The following is a 20,313-nucleotide window of genomic DNA, read 5'->3' on the forward strand; positions in this document are numbered from 1 at the left end:
CTAGACTCTGCTGAGTGCGTCGATCGGATCGAGGCGCGCGGCGTTGCGGGCGGGCAGGTAGCCGAAGGCCACGCCGATGAAGGTGGAGCAGGCGAAGGCCGCGATGATCGAGAGCGGTGAGAACTGCATGACCAGTCCAGATCCGGCCGCCGCCAGAACGCCGGCGATCCCGAGCGCCAGGGCGATGCCGATGACGCCGCCAAGAAGGCAGACCAGCACCGCCTCGATCAGAAATTGGTGCAAGATGTCCGCGCGCCGCGCGCCGACCGCCATGCGAAGTCCGATCTCGGCGGTGCGTTCGGTGACCGATACGAGCATGATGTTCATCACGCCGATCCCGCCGACCACCAAGGATATGATGGCTATAGAGCTGATCAGCAGCGTCATCGTCTTGGCTGTATTCTCGATCATCTTTCGGATTTGGTCGTTGTTGCTGATGAAGAAGTCCTTCTTGCCGTGGCGCATCGTCATCAACTGCGTGACGGCGCCTTGCGCCGCGGCGACCGGAGACTTGTCGGAAACGCGCACTGTCACGCTGCTTAGATGAGAAACGCCCAGCATCCGGGTCATCACCGTGGTGTACGGCGCATAGATCGTCAGGCTGGAGTCGCGCCCGCCGGACGGCTTTCGCTGGATGACGCCGACAACTCTGGCCGGGGTCTGCCCCAGCATGATCGTTTGGCCGATGGCGGGCTCGCCGCGGGCGAACAGAGCCTTGCGCGCGTTGTTGTCGAGCACGACGTCCTGTCGAATGCTAGCGACCGCTTCCGCGTCGAAGCCACGGCCTTCGGCGAACTTCGAGCCCTTGACCCGGAAGAAGTCGGCGCCCACGCCTGAGACCTCGGCGTTGACGGTCAAGCCTCGGTATCGCGCGGCGACTGTCGTGAAGACGCCTGGCGTCACGCTGTCGACGTACGGCTGTTTCCTCAGCGCCTCGACGTCCGAGGGCGTTAACGTCTCGACCTTGCTTGCCTCGAGGTCACCGAAGTCCTTGCCCGGATAGAGATCGAGGGTGTTGGTCCCCAAGTCCGAGATCTGCTTCATGATCTGGCTGCGCGATCCGTTGCCGATCGCCACCACGGACACCACGGAAGCGATGCCGATGATCACGCCGAGCATCGTCAGAAACGTGCGCAGCTTGTGCGCGGACATCGCGATCAGCGCCAATTGGAAGCTCTCCGTGAGCTGATGAACGGCGGCCAGCTTGGGCTTGTGCGCCGCGACAGGACGAAGCGCGGCGCTAGGCGCACAAGTGCGGGGTCCTCGGTCGGCCACGATGAAGCCGTCGCTGATCTCGATGACGCGAGGCGCGTGTTGCGCGACTGATTTGTCATGCGTCACCAAGATGATGGTGTGACCTTCGGCGTGCAGGTCGCGCAGGATCTCCATCACCTTTTCCCCGCTGGCGCGGTCGAGCGCGCCGGTCGGTTCGTCGGCCAGGATGACCTCGCCGCCATTGATCAGGGCCCGGGCTATGGACACGCGCTGCTGCTGACCGCCCGAGAGCTGGCTCGGCCGATGCGAGAGCCGTTCGCCAAGGCCTAGGCGGACCAGCAGGTCACGCGCGCGCGCGCGCCGTGTCTCGCGCGCATCGCCCGCATAGATCGCGGGGGTCTCGACATTGGCGACCGCGCTCATCGCGGCCAGCAGATGGTAGCGTTGAAAGATAAAGCCGAACCGCTCGCGGCGAAGCGCGGCCAAGTCATCCGGCCCAAGCTCCGCCGTATCCCGACCGCCGATTTGGTAGGTTCCCGCGGTGGGCCGGTCCAGACAGCCCAGGATATTCATCAGGGTCGACTTGCCCGATCCTGACGCGCCGACGATGGCGACCATTTCGCCCGCGCGGATCTCAAGGTCGATACCGCCAAGTGCCGAGAACACGCCATCCCCGGTGGGATAGTCACGCCGGACGCCGACCAGGCGAATGAGGGGCGGGGCGTCCATCAGAAGCCGCCCACGAATGCCGCCGCCGGATCGATGCCGTCGCTGGCGACGGTCTCTCCCACCACCACCTTGTCGCCCTCGGTCAATCCATGGACGACCTCCACCAAGACCCTGTTGTTGAGGCCGATGCGAATAGGACGTGTGTCGATCTTGCCATTGGCGAGCCCGACCCGCACGGGGTAGCGTCCATCCGGGAGGCGCGGTCCCAGCGCGGTGGCTGGAATCCTCAGCACGCCGTGCTTGGACGCCAGGATGATGGAAACCTGCGTGGTCATCATCGCGCGCAGCCGCCCATCGGGATTAGGCACCTCGAACAGCGCGCTGTAGTAGATAGCCGAGGCTGCTGGCGCGCCCTGCGCGGCCGCGCTCGATGCCGTTCCCAGTTCATTGACGATCGCATCGGGGACCGCCTGCACCTGCGCGAGACGCGCATGGTAAGCCCTATCCGGATCGCCAAGGATGGTGAAGCGAGCCGACTGACCCGGCTTGACCTTGATGACATCGGCTTCGGAGACGCTGGCCTTGACCCGCATGGTGTCGAGCCTAGCCAACACAACGATGGTCGGGACCGCCAGGGCCGAGCTGACTGTTTGGCCTTGTTTGGTGACCACCGACACCACCACCCCATCGATCGGCGCGACGATGCGTGTGTAGCCAAGATTGACTTCAGCGTTGGCGACGCTGACGCTGGCCTGGCGAACTTGAGCCTGGGCCGAGATCACGGCGGCGCGGGCGCTTTTCAGTTCCGCTTCGGCCGCCTCGTATTCGGCTTGCGATGTCGCAAGGCCTGGGCCCATGTCCTGCTGACGTTTAAACGCCAGCTCGGCGCGGGCCAGCGTGGCTTGGCGTGCGCCCTCTTGGGCCTCGGCGTTGGCGAGCTCCGCTCGCGCCACGCTCAGGGCGTTGGTCTGGGGCTGGGGGTCGATTTGAGCGATAAGGTCGCCCTTGCGAACGTGTTGGCCTAGCACGACCTTGAGCGCCTGGACCTGGCCAGATACCTGTGCGCCCACGCCCACGAGCTGGCTTGGCTCAAGCTTGCCATTCGCGACGACGGCTTCCTCGATATCGCCTCGCGTGACGACCGCCGTGAGAAGCTGAGGTGACTTGCGAGACGCGAGTATCGCGGGAATTGACACGGCGCCGACGGCTACGGCGGTGAGGGCTGCACCGACAATCATGCGACGTTTCATGGCGCAGGTGATGCTCCAGAATTAGGGAGTGCGGGGATTGGCCGACCTTTCGCGGTTGGCGACAGGTTTGGGTCTGGCTCTGGCTGTGCCGAGGGGACTCCGCTGGCTCAAGCCAGCGGCGGAAAGCACGCCTATCGGGGCGTTTCGCATCCCTTGGCGGCGCGCACGCCGCGCAGGAAGCCGCGGCGGGCCACGCCCGTGGTGACGGCTTTCTCCAAGCGACGGTCCGCGGACGCCGCGCCCGAGACCTGCCGCACCAAACCGCGGAAAGGAATGATGCTGCCCACCAGTATCTTGCCGCCTTCTTCGGCCATCTTGCCGGGGCCGCTCTTCGGTTTGTCGCCAGCGTCGAAATCGGGGCCAAGCGCTTCGTTCAAGGAGGCGATCTCGGCCTCGATCGCCTTGCAGCTGTCGAGGTCCTTCAAGCCGTAGGGCGCGTCGTAAGCCTTTTGGAGGGCGGCCGGAATCTCGGTTTTGGCCACGCCCAGGTCGCGCGCTGGCTGGGAGCCGATGTCCATGGCTTTCTTGCGTGCATCGCCCGGGCGGTTCGCCCCGGTCTTTTGGGAGGGCTTGGAGGTGCTCTCAGCGGGACGCGGTTCCGCCTTGACCTGAGCTAGAGCGGGCGTGGTGAGGACCGTCGCGGCGCTAAACATAGAAAGAAATACATGTTTCTTCAGAGAGGTCGTTTGGCCCATGGGGTTATCTTTCGGTAGACTGTTCGAACGTTCCGCGTTGAATAAAATTCTCAACACTATTAACACGAAGTCGATTATTGTAAGCGATGTGACAATGAATAACTCGATGTGTTGTTGCGCTGGGCCGGTATTCTGAGCCTGCATTTGTATAATGTGCTCACGACTTGGTCGTTCTGCTCCGCGGGACGCGGTCTGCGTCAGCGCCAGAACCGGCGGCGAAGCTCTTATGCGGTAGCGTCGTTATGCGGGGGTGGAGCGTTCGTGGAGGGAGCGTGGAGGGCGTCAATTCCCTCTTGGTGGGGGAAGGGAAAGCTCTAAGACCGGGGGCGCTTACGGCGCGGCGGTCCAAAATGTTGGAAGAGTTCGACCTCAATCTCCTGACGACTCTGCATAACCTCATCGTTACGCGCAGCGTCACGCTGACCGCCCAGCGACTGGGCGTCAGTCAGCCGGCTGTCAGCCGCTCGCTCGGCCGGCTGCGTGAGCTTCTCCACGATCCGCTTCTCATCAAGACCAACAGCGGCATGGCGCTAACCCATCGCGCCAAATCTCTGGAGGGGCCTCTCTATCGATGGCTCGGCGAAACGGAGGCCCTCCTGCGCCGAGGCCCGGCCCAGGAGCCGCGCGACTTCGCCGGGGTTTATCGGATCGCCTCTTCGGATTATGGCGTTCTGACGGTGCTTGCTCCGGCCTTGGAGCGGATCAGTCGGGCTGCTCCGGGTCTATGCCTTGAAGTCGAGCCGCTCTTGCCGACGCATCTGAACGCCCTGGCTGTCGGCGATGCCGATCTTGTCCTAACGAGCCATGATCCCCGGCCGACGCGCGCCTTCGAGCGACTGCTTTTTGTTGAAAACTACCAATGCGTCCTTCGCGCCGATCATCCGCTCATGGCGACAGGGCGTGCCTCGCATCGCCCCGCGCGTCTGACGCTCGATGAGTTTCTGGCCTGGCCGCATGTGGTCAGCACAGTGCAAGGCGAAGATGACGATCCCGCCGAGCGCCGCCTCGCTATCCTGGGGCGGGAGCGGCGGATCATCATGCGTGTTCCCTATTCCTCGTTGGCGGCGCCTCTCATACTAAGTTCTGACGCGATCATGGTGGTCCCCGACCGCGTGGCCCGCCTGCTGACAGCCGGCCATCACGATCTGGTCGTGCTCGACGCGCCGTTTGACTTGGAGTCCTTCAGCTATTGGCTGCTTTGGCGCGGACGTTCGCGTGAGGATCCGATAGTCCTATGGCTCGTGGATCAACTCGCCCAAATAGCCGATCCCAAGCCTGGATTTGGCTTTGAGCGCCGTCGGGTCGACGGTTTCGCGGAGCCATCCGCGGCGGAAGTTGCGCCCCATGGCGCGTCCACCGAACCGCCACGTTCGCGCAACGACGCCGCGCGATAGTTCGGCGCCCCGTGGCGTTCTGGCCGCTCCCCGCATCCCCGCGGTCGCTTCGTCCCGGGCTATATGAAGAGGTGTCGAGCGGGTCTGGAACCCTCGCCGCGCCTCTTGCGAGGCCTTCCGTCCAGGCAGGTCTCATGGCCGCGGCGCGGCAGCCACTCGCGCCGCGGTCACCCCCTGCCGGCATCATGAGTATGCGTGGGTCCATGTGCGGGGGCTGGTGATCGACGGAAAATAGTCTCGATTATAACTGAAATGGATTTTGAATATCTAATCGAGTAAATTAACGAAATCCCGCTTTTGGCGGCGGAAATTGCCCGAAGGCAAAAAGCCGATCAACGATCTTTGTGTCGTTGATAGCACAAAGGGCAATGTGAATTATGGCTATTAACAGCATAAACACTAACTCTGGCGCGATGATTGCGCTTCAGAACCTGAATAATACGGCTTCGGATCTGAGATCAGTTCAGCAACGGATCAGCACTGGCAAGAAGGTCGGCAGCGCCAAGGACAACGGCGCGATCTGGGCCATGTCCAAGACGCAATCGTCCACCGCCCAGTCGTTGAACTCGGTGAAGGACTCGCTGCAACGCGGCCAGTCGACGATCGACGTGGCCCTGGCCGCCGGCGACACCATCACCGACCTGCTCGGCAAGATGAAGGAAAAGGCCCTGGCCGCTTCCGACACCTCGCTGAACACCGCCTCGTTCAATGCGCTGAAGTCGGACTTCAACTCGCTGCGCGACCAGGTGCAGAAGGCCGCCGACAACGCCAAGTTCAACGGCGTCAGCCTTGCCGACGGCAAGGGCACGCAAATGACTTTCCTGGCCAACTCGGACGGCTCGGGCTTCACCGTCAAGGCCCAGACCCTGGGTCTGGCCGGCCTCGGCCTGTCGGCTGGTTCCAGCTTCGCCAGCGCCAGCGTGGCGAAGTCGATGATCGCCACCGTCGACAAGGCCATCGGCACGGCCACCAACAAGCTGGCCTCGCTGGGTACGGCCTCGACCGGTCTCGACACCCACCTGACCTTCGTCGGCAAGCTGCAAGACAGCCTGACGTCGGGGGTTGGCAATCTTGTGGACGCGGACCTCGCCAAGGAAAGCGCCAAGCTGCAGGCGCTGCAAACCAAGCAGCAGCTCGGGGTGCAGGCTTTGTCCATCGCTAACCAATCAACTCAGTCGCTGTTGAGCCTTTTCCGATAAGAGGCGCGAGCCGCCTCCGCTTGGGATGCGGGGGCGGCGCTTTTCAAGGTTGGCTTCTGGTCGCGCTGGTCCCGAAGACGACCTTCGTCAATTGCCTAGGCTATCGGTTAGCGACGCTCGGCGCCGCGGTGTCCGCCCGCGTGCTGGAGGGCGCGCGGCGTGGGCGCGGGCTGATCCGGGCGCCCATACCGCCCTTGCTCACCCGTGGGATGCCGCGAGCAGGTGTTTGATCGCTCGGCTGATGTGCTTTTCGACCGCGCTTCTTGAGATTCCAAGCTGTCTGGCGGTTTCGGCATGGGTCAGGCCGTCAAGCTTGTGCAGCGTGAATACGCGCTTTGTCATAGGCGGCAGAGCGCCGAGGGTGTGGGCCAGTCTTTCAAGTCGGAGGCGAGCGTCCACGGCGGCCTCGGCCGTCCGCCGCGTCGGCGATGGCGGTGGCGCCCAGACTCGTATGATTGACGTCTCGCCAAGCCGCGTCGCGCGCGGCGGACCGATACTTGGCGCGTAGACGATCCAGAGCCAGATTTGACGCTAGCCGATATAGATAGGCCGAGGGGTTTTCGATCGCCTCGCCGTTCACGCGCTGGACCTTGAGATAGAGGTCCTGAATGAGATCGTCGACGTCTCCGCCTCCGGCCGTCCTGGCGGAGAGGAAGCGACGCAAGTCCTCGCGCCGCACGAAGTAGGCGATGATCAACGGAGAGGTCGAGGACGAAGGCGAAGTAGTCACGGAACTTGGCCTCGATGGCTGAAAGCCGATGTTGGGCAAAGGTCTTCGATGACGAGAGGGCTAGGTCGGCGTCACAGCATTCGGCCGAGCACGTCGCTTTCGCCGCCGCGATCCACCAGGCGGTGCTTCAGCGCCCCGATCACGTGCAGGAGGGCCAGGGCGAGCAGCGCGTAGGCCAGAATCCTGTGCAGCCATTGGAAAACGGCGAAGCCGAGATCGCTCTTGGGCAAGAGCTCCGGAAGCATCATGAACAGGAACGGCACGCCGTCGCTGTCGACATAGGAACTGGACATCGCGTAGCCCATCAGCGGCACGACGATAGCCAGGACCAGCAGCGCGCGGTGCGTGAAGCGCGACAGGATCGCTTCAAAACGCGACGAGCCGCGAGGCTCGGCGGGGTGAACCGAACGTCCGCGAACAAAGAGCGCGGCGATGGCGATGAGAAGGACAGTCACGCCCAACTGCTTGTGGATCGGATAGAGGGCGAACTTGATCGGCGCCGCTTCGGGAAGAGCGGTCATGTACCAGCCCAGAGCGATCAGCCCGACCAGCAGGAGCGCGCGAAGCCAATGGAGGGCGCGCATCGAGAAGGGATAGCGGTCGGGGCGGCCGAGCTCGCTCGTGACGGGTCTCATTTTTGACGCTCCTTCGATATCGTTTTTCACGACGCTGGCTCCAGACCGCCACCGAGCGCGGCGTAGAGCGTGACCATGGCCGCTAGCTGGTCGCGCCGAAGCGAGAGCAGCGTCTGACGGGCCGCATTGCTGGCGCGCCGCGCGTCGAGCGGTTCGAGGCGGCCCTCCAGGCCGGCGCGGTGCCTGAGGTCCGACAAATGCAGACGAACGCGCACGGCCTCGGCCACGCCTTCCTGAACATTGACCTGGTTAGCGAACCTGGCCTGGGCGGCGAGGCTGTCGGCCCGATAGGGCGTGGGATCGATCTGGAACAGCGGCTGGCCGGCCGTGACATCACCCCCCTGGGTGAAGAGCCGACGGGTTACGACGCCCGACACCTGGGGGCGGATCTCGGCGGTTCGGAAGGCGACCACGCGACCAGGCAGGTCATCCATCGGTAAAACGGTCGCGACGTCCGCGGTCGCCACCGCCACTTCGGTGGCCGAGGGCGACACGCCGACCTCGGCCTGCCCGCAGGCGGCCAGGATCGAGGCGCAAACCATAAGGGGCGCGGCGATGCGCGGCGGGTGGCGGTTCATGAAGAGTGAGGCTTCCAAGGCGCGCCGCTCGAGGCGCCGCGAGCCTATGCCCGAGCGCGGTTGCCTGATCGTGGAGGGTGTGTTGCGACTTCGTGGAGGGCGCTGGCGCCGCCCGCGTTACGATGGCACCTGGAGCCCGGCGACACGCTCTTCGCGCAAGGGCAGGCCAAGGCGCGCCTGTATATCGTCGCGTCCGGGGTCTTCGTGGTCTCGCGGGAAGGGGCGGGCGGCGCGGACGAGGGGCTGGGGCGGGTCGGCCCGGGCGACTACCTTGGCGAGATCAGCCTCCTGGCGGGCGAGCCTTTGCGCGCAAGCGCCCGCGCCCTGACCCATGGCGAGGTCTATGCCCTAGACCGCGAGGCGCTGGCCCCGGTGGCCAATGCCAATCCGGAGCTTGCCGCCACGCTGGAGCGTTCCGCGCGGCAAGGACTTGGCGTCCTCGACCGGCGCGCCGCGGCCTTGGCTGGACCGGAGGCGGGGCCGAGGGGATCGCTCCTCGAAGGCGTTCGCCGCCTGCTCCGGCTTCGCCGTGGCGGCTGCAAGGGCCCGGGCGCCGAGAACTCGCCCTTCGGTTAGGGGAAAAACCGCCCCACAAGGCTCCCGCTGTAGGTAACGCGCGGCGGGCGTTGTCGGGCCCGTTCGGCGCGGCCGAGTGTCTGCGGTGAGGTTTCGTATCCCACTGCTGAAGAAGTCTCCCGACGAGCGATGAAGTTAGCTATGTCGCCGCCGGTGGCCTCGGGGAGAATGTCGACGGGCCCATCAGGTCCGGATAGCCATTGGCGCGATCTGGCGTCTCGATGATGCGCCAGCGGCGCGGGACGCTCAGGCCGGGGGAGCCAGCGCCCGCGTCGAGTTCCGCACGGCGAGGGTTGGAGGGATGACGATCGGGCCGCCCGCGCTAGCCTGACCCGTTCTTGCGGCGATGATCAGTTCGACGGCCTGCGCGGTCCCCTCGGCGACCGGCTGAATGATCGCGGTTAGCGGCGGGTTGGCCAGACGGACGATCGGAGTGTCGTCGAAGCTGACCAGCGAGATGTCGGACGGCACATCCAGGCCTCGCCCGCGCACGGCGGCCATGGTGGCCAGCGCCATCTGGTCATTGCTGGCGATGATCGCGGTCGGCGCCGCGCCGTCGAGCAGGGCGCGCGCCGCCTCGAGCCCAGACCCATAGCTGAAATCGCCGTGCGCCAGCAGACCTTCGACCGGCAGGCCCGCCGCCGCCATGCCCGCGCGCCAGCCGTTGATGCGCCAACCGCTCAGCTCATAGTCGGGCGAGCCGGCGATAAAGCCGATGCGACGATGACCGAGCGCCAACAAATGCTCGGTGGCCAGGCGGGCGCCGCCCTCGTCGCCTAGCGTGAGCGTGAAGCCTGGCCCCTCGGCCAGGGAGCCGATCCGCGCGACGCTGATGCCATGACGGTCGAGTAGGTCGAGAATCACCGGGTTTTGCGAATGCGGCGGCGTGAGGATGGCGCCGTCGGGTTGCAGGGCCGCCACCGCCGACAGCAATTCGCGCTCGATGTGATCGCTGTCGGTATCGATCAGTTCGACGATCATCCGATAGCCGTGCTTCGCGCAGGCGAGCATGCCGCCGAGCATCATTTGGCCGATCCAGTCGCTGCCCTCGCGCGCGCGCCAGTCGGCGATGGTGCGTTCGCGGTCGTTCAAGGCCAAGATAAGATACGATCGCGAGCCGCTCATCCGCTGCGCCGCGATCGACGGCACATAGCCCAACTTGTCGATCGACGCCTGCACGCGCCGCGCCATCGCCGGGCTAACCCCGGGCTCCTTGTTGATGACCCGGCTGATCGTCTGCAGCGACACGCCGACGTCCGCCGCCACGTGCCGAATGGTTACTGACTGCCGCCGCCGCGCCATGCTCGCTTTCCAATCCCTTTCGCGCCGCGCCGCCGTTACGGTCGCGATCAAGGCCTACCGGTTGAGTTGTCGTAACAGGAAGGCGTGCAGGCGACCGGCGCTTTCGGCGGTCAGCGGGTCCAACACGCCCCGCCCACCCTGGGGGATATGAGCGGTCACCTGGGCGTCGTTGTCGAACACATAGTGGTCGAACAGAGCGCGCCAATGACGCTTTTCTGCCTCGGGCAGGTCGCGGATGGTCAGGAGCGCCAGATTGAGCGCGTTCTGGGGCTGGCCCATCCACCGAGGCGTATCGCGCCACCAGTAGTTGACCAGAACATTGAACGGATCCAGCGCCTCGACATGGTGCCACCACATCGTCGGGATATGCAGCGCGTCGCCGGCCGCCAACTCGACATATTGGGCGTGACGCAGCGCCTCGCGAAAGCGGGGGAACCGCTCGAAATCCGGCGCATGAAAATCGACCAGGCTTACAGCTCGCCCGCCGGGCGTGTTGTCGATAGGGCCCAGATAGAGATTGGAGAACTGCTCCGGCGGAAACAGCGTGAACCGGCGACGACCGGCCGCCACGCAGGCCAGATTGTCGGGAAAGTCATTGTGGGCGGCGACCCGCGTGCGCGTGCCGATCCAAATGCTGGCCAGACAGTCCCGCCCCGCCAGAGGCACGTGATTGGCCTCGTGCAGTCCTCGGAAAAAGTCGTGAACATCGACGCCCGCCAGATAGAGCGGCGAAGCGTCCGCCTCGCCCTCCTCGGCGTTCATCCGCTCGAAGATTTGGGACAATTTCGCGCGGTCGGTGCGGAAGTTCATGCCCATGGCCTGGTCATAGAACATCCGCCCGTCGCTCCCTGGGGCGCCGGTGGCGACCGTGAAGGGCACGTCCCGATGCAGACTCAGCAGATAGGCGCGCGCCTCACGGTCCGAATGGCGGGCCGCGGCGACCAGGGGCCAATCGGCCACCAGGCCGTGCACGACGAACGGCGCGGCGGCCTCGCGCAGACGGACGTCGAGCGCGTCGGGGTCCTCGACGGCCACGGCCGGCGTTTTGGCCATGTCGTCCCAGATGCTGGCCTCATCCATGACGCGACCTCCGGTTCTTGCGGGCGATCAGAGCGGCGAGATTGGCCAGCGAGGCGATCGCCATATAGATCGGCTGCAGATGTCCCTCGGCATGCAGGGCGGCGATCGAATCGGCGTCGAGGGCGGCCAGACGCGCCTCGTCGATGACATGGAAGCCGACCAGGCGTTCGAAGCCGCCGTCCTCTAGCATCATCTCCACGGCCAGGGGCTCGAGCAGGTCATGTCGACGCAGCGCCGAGAAGAAATCCGCCGATCGCCAGTAGCCCGCATCGAGCGCGCCCAACTGTTCAGCGATCGTTTCGAGATAGTCGGTCGGTCGGCCCGCCTCGTCGAACACCGCCGCGCCTTCCGCGTCCGGCGCGCGAAGGATCCGCGGGCTGGCCATATCGATATGGACCGAGGGGGCGGCCCCGGGGGAGGTCGGGGCGCCGATCAAGAACGGCTGGATCGTCATGGCCAGGGGCAGATAAGCGGCGTCCCAGCCGTCCGCCTCTAGGAACAGATTCTCGCCGGGATGAAAGCCAAACAGCGCCACCGCCTGGAAGCGGTCGCCTCCCGGCGGACGATGGAACAGGATCGGATAGTGGTTCTGCGCCTGGCGAAACTCGTCGGGCGGGATGAGACACGACATCATTGCGTCGCCGAGGGCCGGGTCGCGCCGGGTGTCGATGCGCAATGCGCGGTGCGCCTCGACCGTCAGAAGGACATGGTTCGACATCAAGACCCCATTGCCGTGCCTAGCGGGCGGCGGTTCCCGCGCATCCTGAACGCCGCCTGCCGTCGGGCCGTTGGAAGAGCCACCCGCCCTCGGGCGAGCGGCTCTTCCACCTTCACGGTCGCGACGGCTCTGGCCTAGAAGGTGAAGCGGATGCCGGCGGTATAGCGGGCGAAGCCCGGCGCGGCGACCGTCACGTACTGCTTCGAGCGCTGATGGCCCCGCCGACCTTCGCCGGTCAGGTTCAGGCCCTCGACGAAGGCCGTCAGCCCGGGCCGGATCTCATAGCTGGCGTTGGCGTCAACTTGACCATAGGCCTCGGTGTAGCCCGGATTAGGCCCGTTCCCCGAGAGGAACTCGTCGCGCCAGTTATAGGCGATGCGGGCCTGGATCCCGTGCTTGTCGTAGAACGCGACGACATTGGCCGTATCGCTCAGACCCGTCAGCGCGAACTGGGTGGCCGTCGCCGGCAAGGTGTTGTCGTAGCGGACGTCGCCATCGACGATGGTGTAGTTCAAGATCACGCCCAGGCCCGTATCCCAGAAGCTGTGCTGGAAGGCGAACTCCCAGCCGTGGACGGAGGCGGTCTGGCTGCTGTTGACCGGGGTCGAGACCTTGAAATTGACCAGGTTGTCTTCCGGCAGGCCGATGATCGTGCCGGTGTAGTTACCCGGCGTTCCGCCCGTGATCTTCACCGAATTGGGATAGTTGGCGAAGATGTACTGGCGGATGTCGGCGACCGTCGCGTTGGGGCCCAGCGCGGCGCGCGCGGCCTTGAAGCGCGGACCGTCCGCCGGATTGGTCAGGCCGAAGGCCGAGGTGTCGACGCGCGTGGACGACAGGAAGTTCTCGACGTCCTTATGGAAGTAGCCGACCGAGATATAGCTGTCGGGCTTGTAGTACCACTCGGCCGACAGATCGATGTTCTTGGACTTGTAAGGCTCCAGACCCGGATTGCCCTGGCTGCCCGAGCCGGCGTCGATCCGGAACAGCGAGTCCAGCGTTCGCCCACCCTGCAAGCTGCCATAGTCGGCGCGGGTGATCGTGTGGCTGTAGGAAGCGCGCAGCTTGACGTCGTCACGCGGCGCGATGTCGAAATCGATCGCCGGCAACCAGTTGTCGTATTCACCCTTGAAGTTCGTGAAGTCGCTCTTGCCCGAGTAGACGACGTTGAACTCGTTGTTTGACACCCACTCGGTGCCGGTCGGGACCGGCACCAGCGCCGACGAGTCGACCTTGGTCTTTTCATAGCGCAGGCCGCCGACCAGATGGACGGGCCAATTGAAGGCGTCGAACCTGGTCTTCACCTGCAGATAGGGGGCGGCGGTCTTTTCGTGGATCCGCCGATCGACCGTATAGGTCGCCAGGCAGTCGCCGTCGCCGCCGCAGAACTTGTAGAGCCGGTCCAAAAGCGGAACCACGGTCTTGAAATCAAAGGTGTAGATCTGCTGGACCAGGTCGGCGCCATTCACGCCGATGCCCGGATACTTGTCCGGGATGGTCGCCAGGGTGAACAGGTTGTCGGGAAGATCCGAAGCCGGACCGGCGCCGCTCCAGGTGTTGTTCTGGATGAAGCCGTAGGCCGACCGCACCTTGTTGTCGACATAGGAGACGCCGAAGTCGATTCCGTCGAGCCAGCCGTCGCCCTCATAGCGGCCCATGACCTGGCCTTGGTTGATCTCGTCCCGGAAATAGCCGTTGCGGAACGAGTTGCCGCTGGCCTGGATCAGCGACGCGTCGAGCGCGCTGATGCCGGGTTGCATCGTGTAGGACAGGATCGGCGCGTTCTTCTTGAACGTGATGCTCTGGCTGGCGACGCCATAGATCGCGGTGCTGACCGAGGTGCTGGTGCCATATTTGTTGGTCGGCTTGGACTCGGCGGTCGAATGGTGGCCGTCGATCTCGAAGGTCAGGCGATCGCCAGGGGCCTTCCAGGTCAGGTTCCCGCCGATGGACTTATTCTCGGTGCGGTTGGCCGTCAGATTGGCGACGTAGGAGAGATCCTTCTTTTCGCTGGCCTTGAAGGTCTCGGTGTAGAAGTTCGGCGCCGCGATCGGCCCGTTGGTCCAGTCGCTGCTGGTGGCGTTGTGATTAAAATAGACGCCGACGCTGTTGTTGCGGGTTTCGACGGTGTTGCGCGAATAGGTGTAGTCGACGGTCGCGGTCAGGGCGTCGGTCGGGCGGAATTGCAGCACCAACTGACCGTTGATGCGTTCGCGCTTGAAGTTGTTGATGCCGATGCCGGCGTTGTTGGGCACCGAATAGACCGTCGTTCCGGTCGGCCGGTTGACGATGTTGGCCGACCGCGGATCGCTCGGCTGGGGCAGTTGGCCGGCCGGATTGGTGGCGACATAGCCGTCGCGCCAGCCGACATAGGCTTCGTTGTTGCCGCCTTCGCGCTTCTGATACGTACCCGACGCCAGGACGCCGATACGGTTGTCGAGGAAGGTGTCGCTGAAGATGCCCGACACTTCGGGCGTGACGGGGTCCTTGTCATTGCCCGACTTGTCGTAGACCGCCTTGACGCCGACGCTGCCGCGCGGGCCGGGTCGGTCGAGTGGGCGGGGCGTGCGGATATTGATCGTCGAGCCGATGCCGCCCGACTCTATCGTGGCGCGACCGGACTTATAAACCTCGACGGCGGCGACGCCTTCCGAGGCCAGGTTGCCGAAGTCGAACGAGCGCGACGAGGGCGCGGTCGCGCCGCCGCTCAGCTGCGCGGTGGGCATCTGGCGGCCATTTAGGATCACCAGGTTAAAATCGGGGCCGAAACCGCGAACGGTGACAAACGAACCTTCGCCCATCGAGCGATCGATAGAGACGCCGGTGATGCGCTGCAGGGACTCGGCGAGGTTGGTGTCCGGGAACTTGCCCATGTCTTCGGCCGAGATCGCGTCGACCACGCCTTGCGCGTCGCGCTTGATGTCGGCCGACTGGCGCAGGCTGGCGCGGATGCCGGTGACGACGATCTCGCTGACCTCGCCGCTGTCCGACGGCGCCGAAACCTTGGCGGCCTCTTGCGCCATCGCCAGGCTCGGCAGGCTCAGGATCGCCAGCGTCGATGCGCTCAAGGCCAGTCGTGACAACCTAAGCGACGTGGAGTTCGGCATGATATTCCCCGTGTTGTGAGGCTCGTCCAAGCCCCAACTTCAAAAATGTGAACGTTCACTGCCCGGCGAAAAATTGGCTGTCAACCGCACACCAAAGGCTATAAAAAACAATACAAAAATCGTCACATAACTGTAGTGAACATTAACTTCAGCTTTCATTTCTTCGTCATCTTCCGACGGTAAGGACGGGCGCTAGTTAGTCTTGCGCTTGCTGATTGTGGCGGGGGCGGATAAGGCCTCGATCGTCAAGCGCGATGCCCAAACCCTCGCCCACCCCCTTGGCCTCGCCGAACCGCCGATCCTGGCGGTTTCTCCTGGTCTTCGCCCTGGCCTATGCCGGCGGAACCATGGGCTATTTGCCGCTCGTGGCGTTCTTGCTGCCGATCAAGGTGGCCGCCATCGCCAGCGATGCGCGCATCGGCCTTTTCACCGCCACGACCCTGTGCGGCACCCTCGGCGCCATCCTGGCCAACCTCCTCTTCGGCTGGCTGAGCGATCGCTCCGTGGCCAAGGGCGGCGGGAGGCGGGGCTGGATGGTCGGTGGGGTGCTGGCCACCGCCGGCGCCTACGGGCTGGTCCTGGTAGCGAACACGCCGGTCACCCTCGTGGTCGCGGTGGTGATCTTCCAGGGCGCGGTCAACGCCATCCTCGCCCCGATGCTGGCCATCATGGCCGACGAGATTCCCGACACGCAGAAGGGCCTGGTCGGCGGCCTGCTGGCCTTCGCCTATCCCCTGGCCGCCGGACTGGCGACAGGCGTGGTCGGCCTGGCCCGGCATGGCGAAGCGGCGCAGCTGGCCGTCATTGTCCTGGCGGTGGCGATCTGCGTCGCGCCGTTGGTCTTGACCCCCGCCCAGCCGGCCCCAGCCCCGACTGAACCGCCGCCGCCCCGAAGCCTGACCCAGCACGACCTGAGGATCGCCTGGCTCGCCCGTCTTCTGCTGCAGGCGGCCGGCAATTCGCTGACCCTCTACCTACTGTACTATTTTCAGAGCCTTGAGCCCAACACTCCACCGCTGGTTCTGGCGGGCTATGCGGGCCACATGCTGACCCTGGCCTATATCTTGCCGCTGCCCTTCGCCATCCTGATCGGACGGCTCTCGGACCAACTGGGCCGGCGCAAGCCGTTCCTGCTCGGCTCGGCCGTACTGACCGCCGTCGGCCTGACGCTGATGGCCCTCGCGAGCAGTCGGACGGCCGGGGCCGTCGGCTTCATCACCTACGCCCTCGGTTCGGAGATCTTCCTGGCCCTGCACGCGGTGTTTTGGATGCAGCTGCTGCCCAGCGCCCGAAATCGCGGCCGCGACCTTGGACTGCTCAACCTCGCCAACACTCTGCCCGCCCTGGTCGGGCCGGTCCTAGCCTATGTTTTCGCCACGCCGGGCGACTTTGGCGGACTGCTGTTACTGCTGGCGGGACTGACTCTGTGCGGGGGTTTCGCCATGCTGGCCATTCGCGGACGCCGCTGACGCCCGCGCCGTCCTTTTCGGGGCGATGGATCAGGGGTAGCGCGCCAAGGTCTGGCGAATCGCGCCGGGCCGCGCGGCGGCGCCTTGGTCATTGACCAGATGCGCGATGCTGCCCACCCCGCCGCCCAGGGAGACGGTGGTCACGCTGGTGAAACGAACACTGGGCCGCCGCGGCGCCTCCACCGCGCTTTCGACCACAATGGAAGGATCGGCGGCGAAATAGGCGTAGACGCCCAGCCCCACGGCCTCGTGCCGTTCGACCGAGTCGGCGACCTTGTAGGCGGCCCAGCCCAGCCCGTCCGCCCTGCAGGCGGCTTGGCTGGGCGGATCATAGGGCAACTCGCTCTGATAGAAGAAGGTGCGGCCCCGCTCGCCTCGCCAAACGGTCTGGTGTCGTTGGAAATGCTCGACGAACAGGCCGTACACGGTCACGTCGTCGCCGCGCACGATCAGGCCCTGGTCGCCGGTGCTTTCAGCCCAGCCGACATGCGTCCGGCCGCCGTCCAGATCGCCGTGATCTGCGCGCCAGATCCACAGGTGGTCGCCGATCACGTGATGGCTGTTGATCTCGAGGCAGGTCTCCGCCTTGCCGACGGCGACGCCGCCGACGCGGAAGAACAGGTCGGCCAGCAGGGTCGGGTTGTCGGCGTGGTCGCCCGAGGCGTCGGGCGGCCCCACCGTCATCAGCACCGGAGACTCCACGGGCCCCGCATCGATCAACACCCCGGCGATGGAGACGCCCGGCACGTCGGCCACCGTCAGCGCCGCATTGCCCGCGACCGGCAACAGCGTCGCCAGGCCCAGGCCCAACACCACCGTGTCGGCCCGCTCGACCCTGATGGGCGCGTCGAGCACGTAGACGCCCGGTGTCAGCAACAGATGCCGCCCCTGGCTCAGCGCCGCGTTGATGTCGCCGGCCGACACCCCGGGCCGAGCGATGAGAAAGCGCGAAAGCGGAATCAGCGCGCCGGCCGGATCGCCCGCGGTCCAGCTGGTTCCCTGCGCGTCGCGGCGCAGCGCCGGCACGAACACACCCCAGTCACCGGCCGCGTCGACCTGCAAATGCGGCTTTTCCCTTACGATCGGCGCCGCCGGCAAGGTGGTGACGGGCGGCTGTGGGAAGGTGGTGGCCGGCGCGCCGGTCACGCCCAGAAACATCATGTTCCAATTCGCGCCGTCCCAGCCCCGAATCGTGGCGCCACGGGTGAACCACTGCTGCTGCGAGCCCGAGCGAATTTCGCCCTCGATCTGGCAATCGGCCATGAAGCCGCCGCTCGAGGAACCGCCGTCATCCAGACGAAGATCGCCCATCAAGTGGACGCGCCGATAGGGCGCCGCCTGGGAGACCGCCCAACGGTCGGCGCCGTCGGGCGGACGAATGGCGAGGTTTTCCACCGCGCGCCAGAAGTTCACCAGGGCGTTGCCCTTGAACCATTGGGCGTCCGCCCGGACATGACCGTCGATCACCACGTCGCCCGGCAGCCGGCCAAGCCCGGCGATCTGGGTAAAGAAACCGACCTTCACCTCGACGGCGTAGCGACCGGGCTTGAACAGCACCGCGTCGCGGCGATCGGTGAAATGCGCCGTCTCCTGGACGCTGAAGATCGCGTCAAGCTTGGCTTGGATCACCGCCGTCGGCATCTCCGGCCCGATGATCACCACATTGGGACCCAGGTCCGGATCGCCCCCCGTCCGCGCCTGCGCGCCAGCCTCGGCGGGAAACACCGCGCAGGCCGCGGCGCCGACACCCAAGGCGACGGCGCGCTGCATCAAGGCGCGCCTGCCCTCGTCCGCTTCGTTGTCATCCATCACGACGATCCGATATTCTTGTCGCCCGCAGCCTGCGGCGCGGCGGGCCACGGTCGAGCCCGCGGACGCCTCGAGGCCGCGCGTCAGCCCAGGCTGAGCGTGGGTTGGCCATGCGCGACGGTGGCCGTCTTGGCCGTGATCACCGGCGCGTCGGGCGTGGTGACGCGCTCGACGGTCCTGAACTGGGTCTCCCAGCGCTGGTGATTGACGTCACACAGCAGATAGCCGCGGCGATCATTGGTGAACTTCAGGAACGGGTTCTGGCTTTCGATGCGGTCCGAGCCGAGCCGCTTGTCAGCTCCGTCGCCGCCTGACGAGATCGAGGTGCCGACAAACTCGACCGCCACCGCGTCGCCCTCGCCACCCTTGGTGCGCAGCTCGCCCGCATAGTTCTGGTGTTCGTCGCCGGTTAGGACCACGACATTGCCCAGCCCCTTCAGCCGGTCGAACAGGCGCTCACGCGGGGTATTGTATCCACCCCAGCTGTCCATGTTGCGCACCGGCGCGGTTTCGCCGGCCTCGCGCCGATCCAGCGGCATCATCATCACCTGTTGGGCGATCGTGTTCCAGCGGGCGGCCTTCTGGCGAAGATTGCCCGCCAACCAGGCTTCCTGGTCCACGCCCAGCACCTGCGCGCCGCGATCATCCCAGCCGGCGCAATAGGCCTTGAAGCCGTCGCCGCACGGCTGATCCGTGCGGAACTGGCGAGTGTCCAGCAGATGCAGATCAACCAGGTCGCCGATCACGGCCCGCCGGTGGAGACGCAGACCCGCCGCCGTCGGAAACGACGCCGCGCGAAGCGGCATGTGCTCGTAGTAGGCCTGGAAGGCCGCGGCGCGGCGCAGCGCGAAAACCTCCGGCTGCGTGCCGTTCTGATCGATGCCGCCGACCCAGTTGTTCTCGACCTCATGGTCGTCAAAGGTCGTGAACCAGCCCGTGGCGGCATGCGCCGCCTGCAGATCCTGGTCCATCTTGTACTGGGCGTAGCGCCGCCGATAGTCATCAAGGCTGTAGAGATTTTGCCCCACATGCGCCCGCACGAAGCGTCGCGCGTTGCCGCCATAGTCGAGCGGCGTCGGCGAGGCGCGGCCTTCATAGATATAGTCGCCATAGTGATAGATGAAGTCGACCTCTTCGCCCGCGAGGTGGCGGTAGGCCGTGTACAGACCATCCTCATAGCCCTGGCAGCCGGCGACGCCGAAGCGCAGCCGCCGCAGCGCCGCGCCGGCCATTGGCAAGGTGACGACGCGGCCAGGCATCGAGCGCTCCCGCCCGACGAAGAAGCGATACCAATAGGGCCGCCCCGGCGCGAGCCCGCTCACCTCGACATGCACCGCATGCGCCAATTCCGGCCGCGCCACCGCGCTGCCCCTGGCGACAACGGTTTGGAATCGCGAGTCGGACGCCACCACCCAATCCACGCTGATCGGGGCCATGGGCATCCCGCCATGTTCGCCAAGCGGATCGGGCGCCAGGCGGGTCCACAACACAAAGCCGTCCGCGCTGGGGTCGCCCGCCGCCACGCCGAGGCGGAACGGATAGCCGCTAAAAACCTGCTGGGCGCGGACGATCGCCGGGGCGGCAATTAGACCGCTGGTCGCCGCAACGCCGGCCAGCACGCCTCGCCGGGTAAACCGAAACGCCATTCTGTCTCCTGGGAACTTGCGCCGATCACGCCCTCGGGCGGACCCTTTGCGGCGACTTCGCGGATGGCTACACATGGCGTTCATGGCGCCCGGATGACAGCGCGATGACAAACCACCCATATGCTGTGGACGGTTCAAAATAGATGGCGTTCCGAGGGGACCAAACAGGGGCCCACGGCCGTGGCGGCTGTCTCGCCTTCGCCAACATCAATCGGCCTATCGCCGGCGCCACGCGCGAGGA

The 20,313-nt window shown here is 65.6% G+C and carries 17 protein-coding genes; 4 read left to right on the top strand and 13 right to left on the bottom strand.

The genetic code is table 11. The features are described from left to right. The 3 genes from AC07R7_RS09860 to AC07R7_RS09870 form a co-directional block, all read right to left on the bottom strand. On the bottom strand, positions 1-1,944 hold the full coding sequence (locus tag AC07R7_RS09860) for a MacB family efflux pump subunit (protein ID WP_492887835.1): 1,944 nt from the start codon (positions 1,942-1,944) through the stop codon (positions 1-3). Next, on the bottom strand, positions 1,944-3,134 hold the full coding sequence (locus AC07R7_RS09865) for an efflux RND transporter periplasmic adaptor subunit (RefSeq protein ID WP_494635013.1): 1,191 nt from the start codon (positions 3,132-3,134) through the stop codon (positions 1,944-1,946). The genes AC07R7_RS09860 and AC07R7_RS09865 overlap by 1 nt, the downstream gene beginning before the upstream one ends. 131 nt (positions 3,135-3,265) lie before the next feature. Then, positions 3,266-3,829: a hypothetical protein gene (locus AC07R7_RS09870; RefSeq protein WP_494635014.1), complete on the bottom strand. Its 564-nt coding sequence runs from the start codon at positions 3,827-3,829 to the stop codon at positions 3,266-3,268. Between the two features lie 350 nt (positions 3,830-4,179). On the opposite strand from AC07R7_RS09870, the gene AC07R7_RS09875 reads away from it, so the two are divergent. Then, the gene (locus AC07R7_RS09875; RefSeq protein WP_494635015.1) at positions 4,180-5,223 is read left to right on the top strand and encodes a LysR family transcriptional regulator; all 1,044 of its coding nucleotides are present in this window, start codon (positions 4,180-4,182) and stop codon (positions 5,221-5,223) included. A gap of 377 nt (positions 5,224-5,600) precedes the next feature. Further along, positions 5,601-6,422: a flagellin gene (locus tag AC07R7_RS09880; RefSeq protein ID WP_492887839.1), complete on the top strand. Its 822-nt coding sequence runs from the start codon at positions 5,601-5,603 to the stop codon at positions 6,420-6,422. A 198-nt stretch (positions 6,423-6,620) separates the two neighbouring features. Here AC07R7_RS09880 and AC07R7_RS09885 read toward each other — a convergent pair whose 3' ends face one another. From AC07R7_RS09885 to AC07R7_RS09900, 4 genes are all read right to left on the bottom strand, one after another. Further along, a complete protein-coding gene (locus AC07R7_RS09885) occupies positions 6,621-6,821 on the bottom strand; it encodes a sigma-70 family RNA polymerase sigma factor (RefSeq protein ID WP_494635016.1) in 201 nt (66 codons plus the stop codon). Next, positions 6,799-7,152: a sigma factor gene (locus AC07R7_RS09890; protein ID WP_494635017.1), complete on the bottom strand. Its 354-nt coding sequence runs from the start codon at positions 7,150-7,152 to the stop codon at positions 6,799-6,801. Before AC07R7_RS09890 ends, AC07R7_RS09885 begins: the two co-directional genes overlap by 23 nt. 71 nt (positions 7,153-7,223) lie before the next feature. Beyond that, positions 7,224-7,787: a cytochrome b gene (locus AC07R7_RS09895; protein WP_494635018.1), complete on the bottom strand. Its 564-nt coding sequence runs from the start codon at positions 7,785-7,787 to the stop codon at positions 7,224-7,226. A gap of 26 nt (positions 7,788-7,813) precedes the next feature. Then, on the bottom strand, positions 7,814-8,365 hold the full coding sequence (locus AC07R7_RS09900; RefSeq protein ID WP_494635019.1) for a TolC family protein: 552 nt from the start codon (positions 8,363-8,365) through the stop codon (positions 7,814-7,816). Positions 8,366-8,425: 60 nt separating this feature from the next. On the opposite strand from AC07R7_RS09900, the gene AC07R7_RS09905 reads away from it, so the two are divergent. After that, entirely contained in the window at positions 8,426-8,941 is a 516-nt protein-coding gene (locus AC07R7_RS09905) for a Crp/Fnr family transcriptional regulator (RefSeq protein WP_494635020.1), read from the top strand. Between the two features lie 246 nt (positions 8,942-9,187). Here the strand turns inward: AC07R7_RS09905 and AC07R7_RS09910 are convergent, their stop codons facing one another. The 4 genes from AC07R7_RS09910 to AC07R7_RS09925 all read right to left on the bottom strand — a co-directional run bounded on the left by AC07R7_RS09910 (position 9,188) and on the right by AC07R7_RS09925 (position 15,109). Continuing rightward, positions 9,188-10,294 carry a LacI family DNA-binding transcriptional regulator gene (locus tag AC07R7_RS09910; RefSeq protein WP_492887843.1) on the bottom strand — a complete coding sequence of 369 codons (1,107 nt, stop codon included), beginning with the start codon at positions 10,292-10,294 and terminating at the stop codon, positions 9,188-9,190. Between the two features lie 3 nt (positions 10,295-10,297). After that, entirely contained in the window at positions 10,298-11,323 is a 1,026-nt protein-coding gene (locus AC07R7_RS09915; RefSeq protein ID WP_494635021.1) for a cupin-like domain-containing protein, read from the bottom strand. Next, entirely contained in the window at positions 11,316-12,041 is a 726-nt protein-coding gene (locus AC07R7_RS09920) for a SapC family protein (RefSeq protein ID WP_494635022.1), read from the bottom strand. The genes AC07R7_RS09915 and AC07R7_RS09920 overlap by 8 nt, the downstream gene beginning before the upstream one ends. Positions 12,042-12,175: 134 nt before the next feature. After that, complete coding sequence (locus tag AC07R7_RS09925) at positions 12,176-15,109, bottom strand: TonB-dependent receptor (RefSeq protein WP_494635023.1); 2,934 nt, start codon at positions 15,107-15,109, stop codon at positions 12,176-12,178. A gap of 293 nt (positions 15,110-15,402) precedes the next feature. On the opposite strand from AC07R7_RS09925, the gene AC07R7_RS09930 reads away from it, so the two are divergent. Beyond that, complete coding sequence (locus AC07R7_RS09930) at positions 15,403-16,617, top strand: MFS transporter (RefSeq protein ID WP_494635024.1); 1,215 nt, start codon at positions 15,403-15,405, stop codon at positions 16,615-16,617. A 30-nt stretch (positions 16,618-16,647) separates the two neighbouring features. Here the strand turns inward: AC07R7_RS09930 and AC07R7_RS09935 are convergent, their stop codons facing one another. After that, entirely contained in the window at positions 16,648-18,477 is a 1,830-nt protein-coding gene (locus AC07R7_RS09935) for a pectate lyase-like domain-containing protein (RefSeq protein ID WP_494635025.1), read from the bottom strand. 32 nt (positions 18,478-18,509) lie between these two features. Further along, positions 18,510-20,072 carry an alkaline phosphatase D family protein gene (locus AC07R7_RS09940; RefSeq protein ID WP_494635026.1) on the bottom strand — a complete coding sequence of 521 codons (1,563 nt, stop codon included), beginning with the start codon at positions 20,070-20,072 and terminating at the stop codon, positions 18,510-18,512. Positions 20,073-20,313: the final 241 nt, after the last annotated feature.

This window comes from Caulobacter sp. GW821-FHT05F04 (assembly GCF_059419665.1).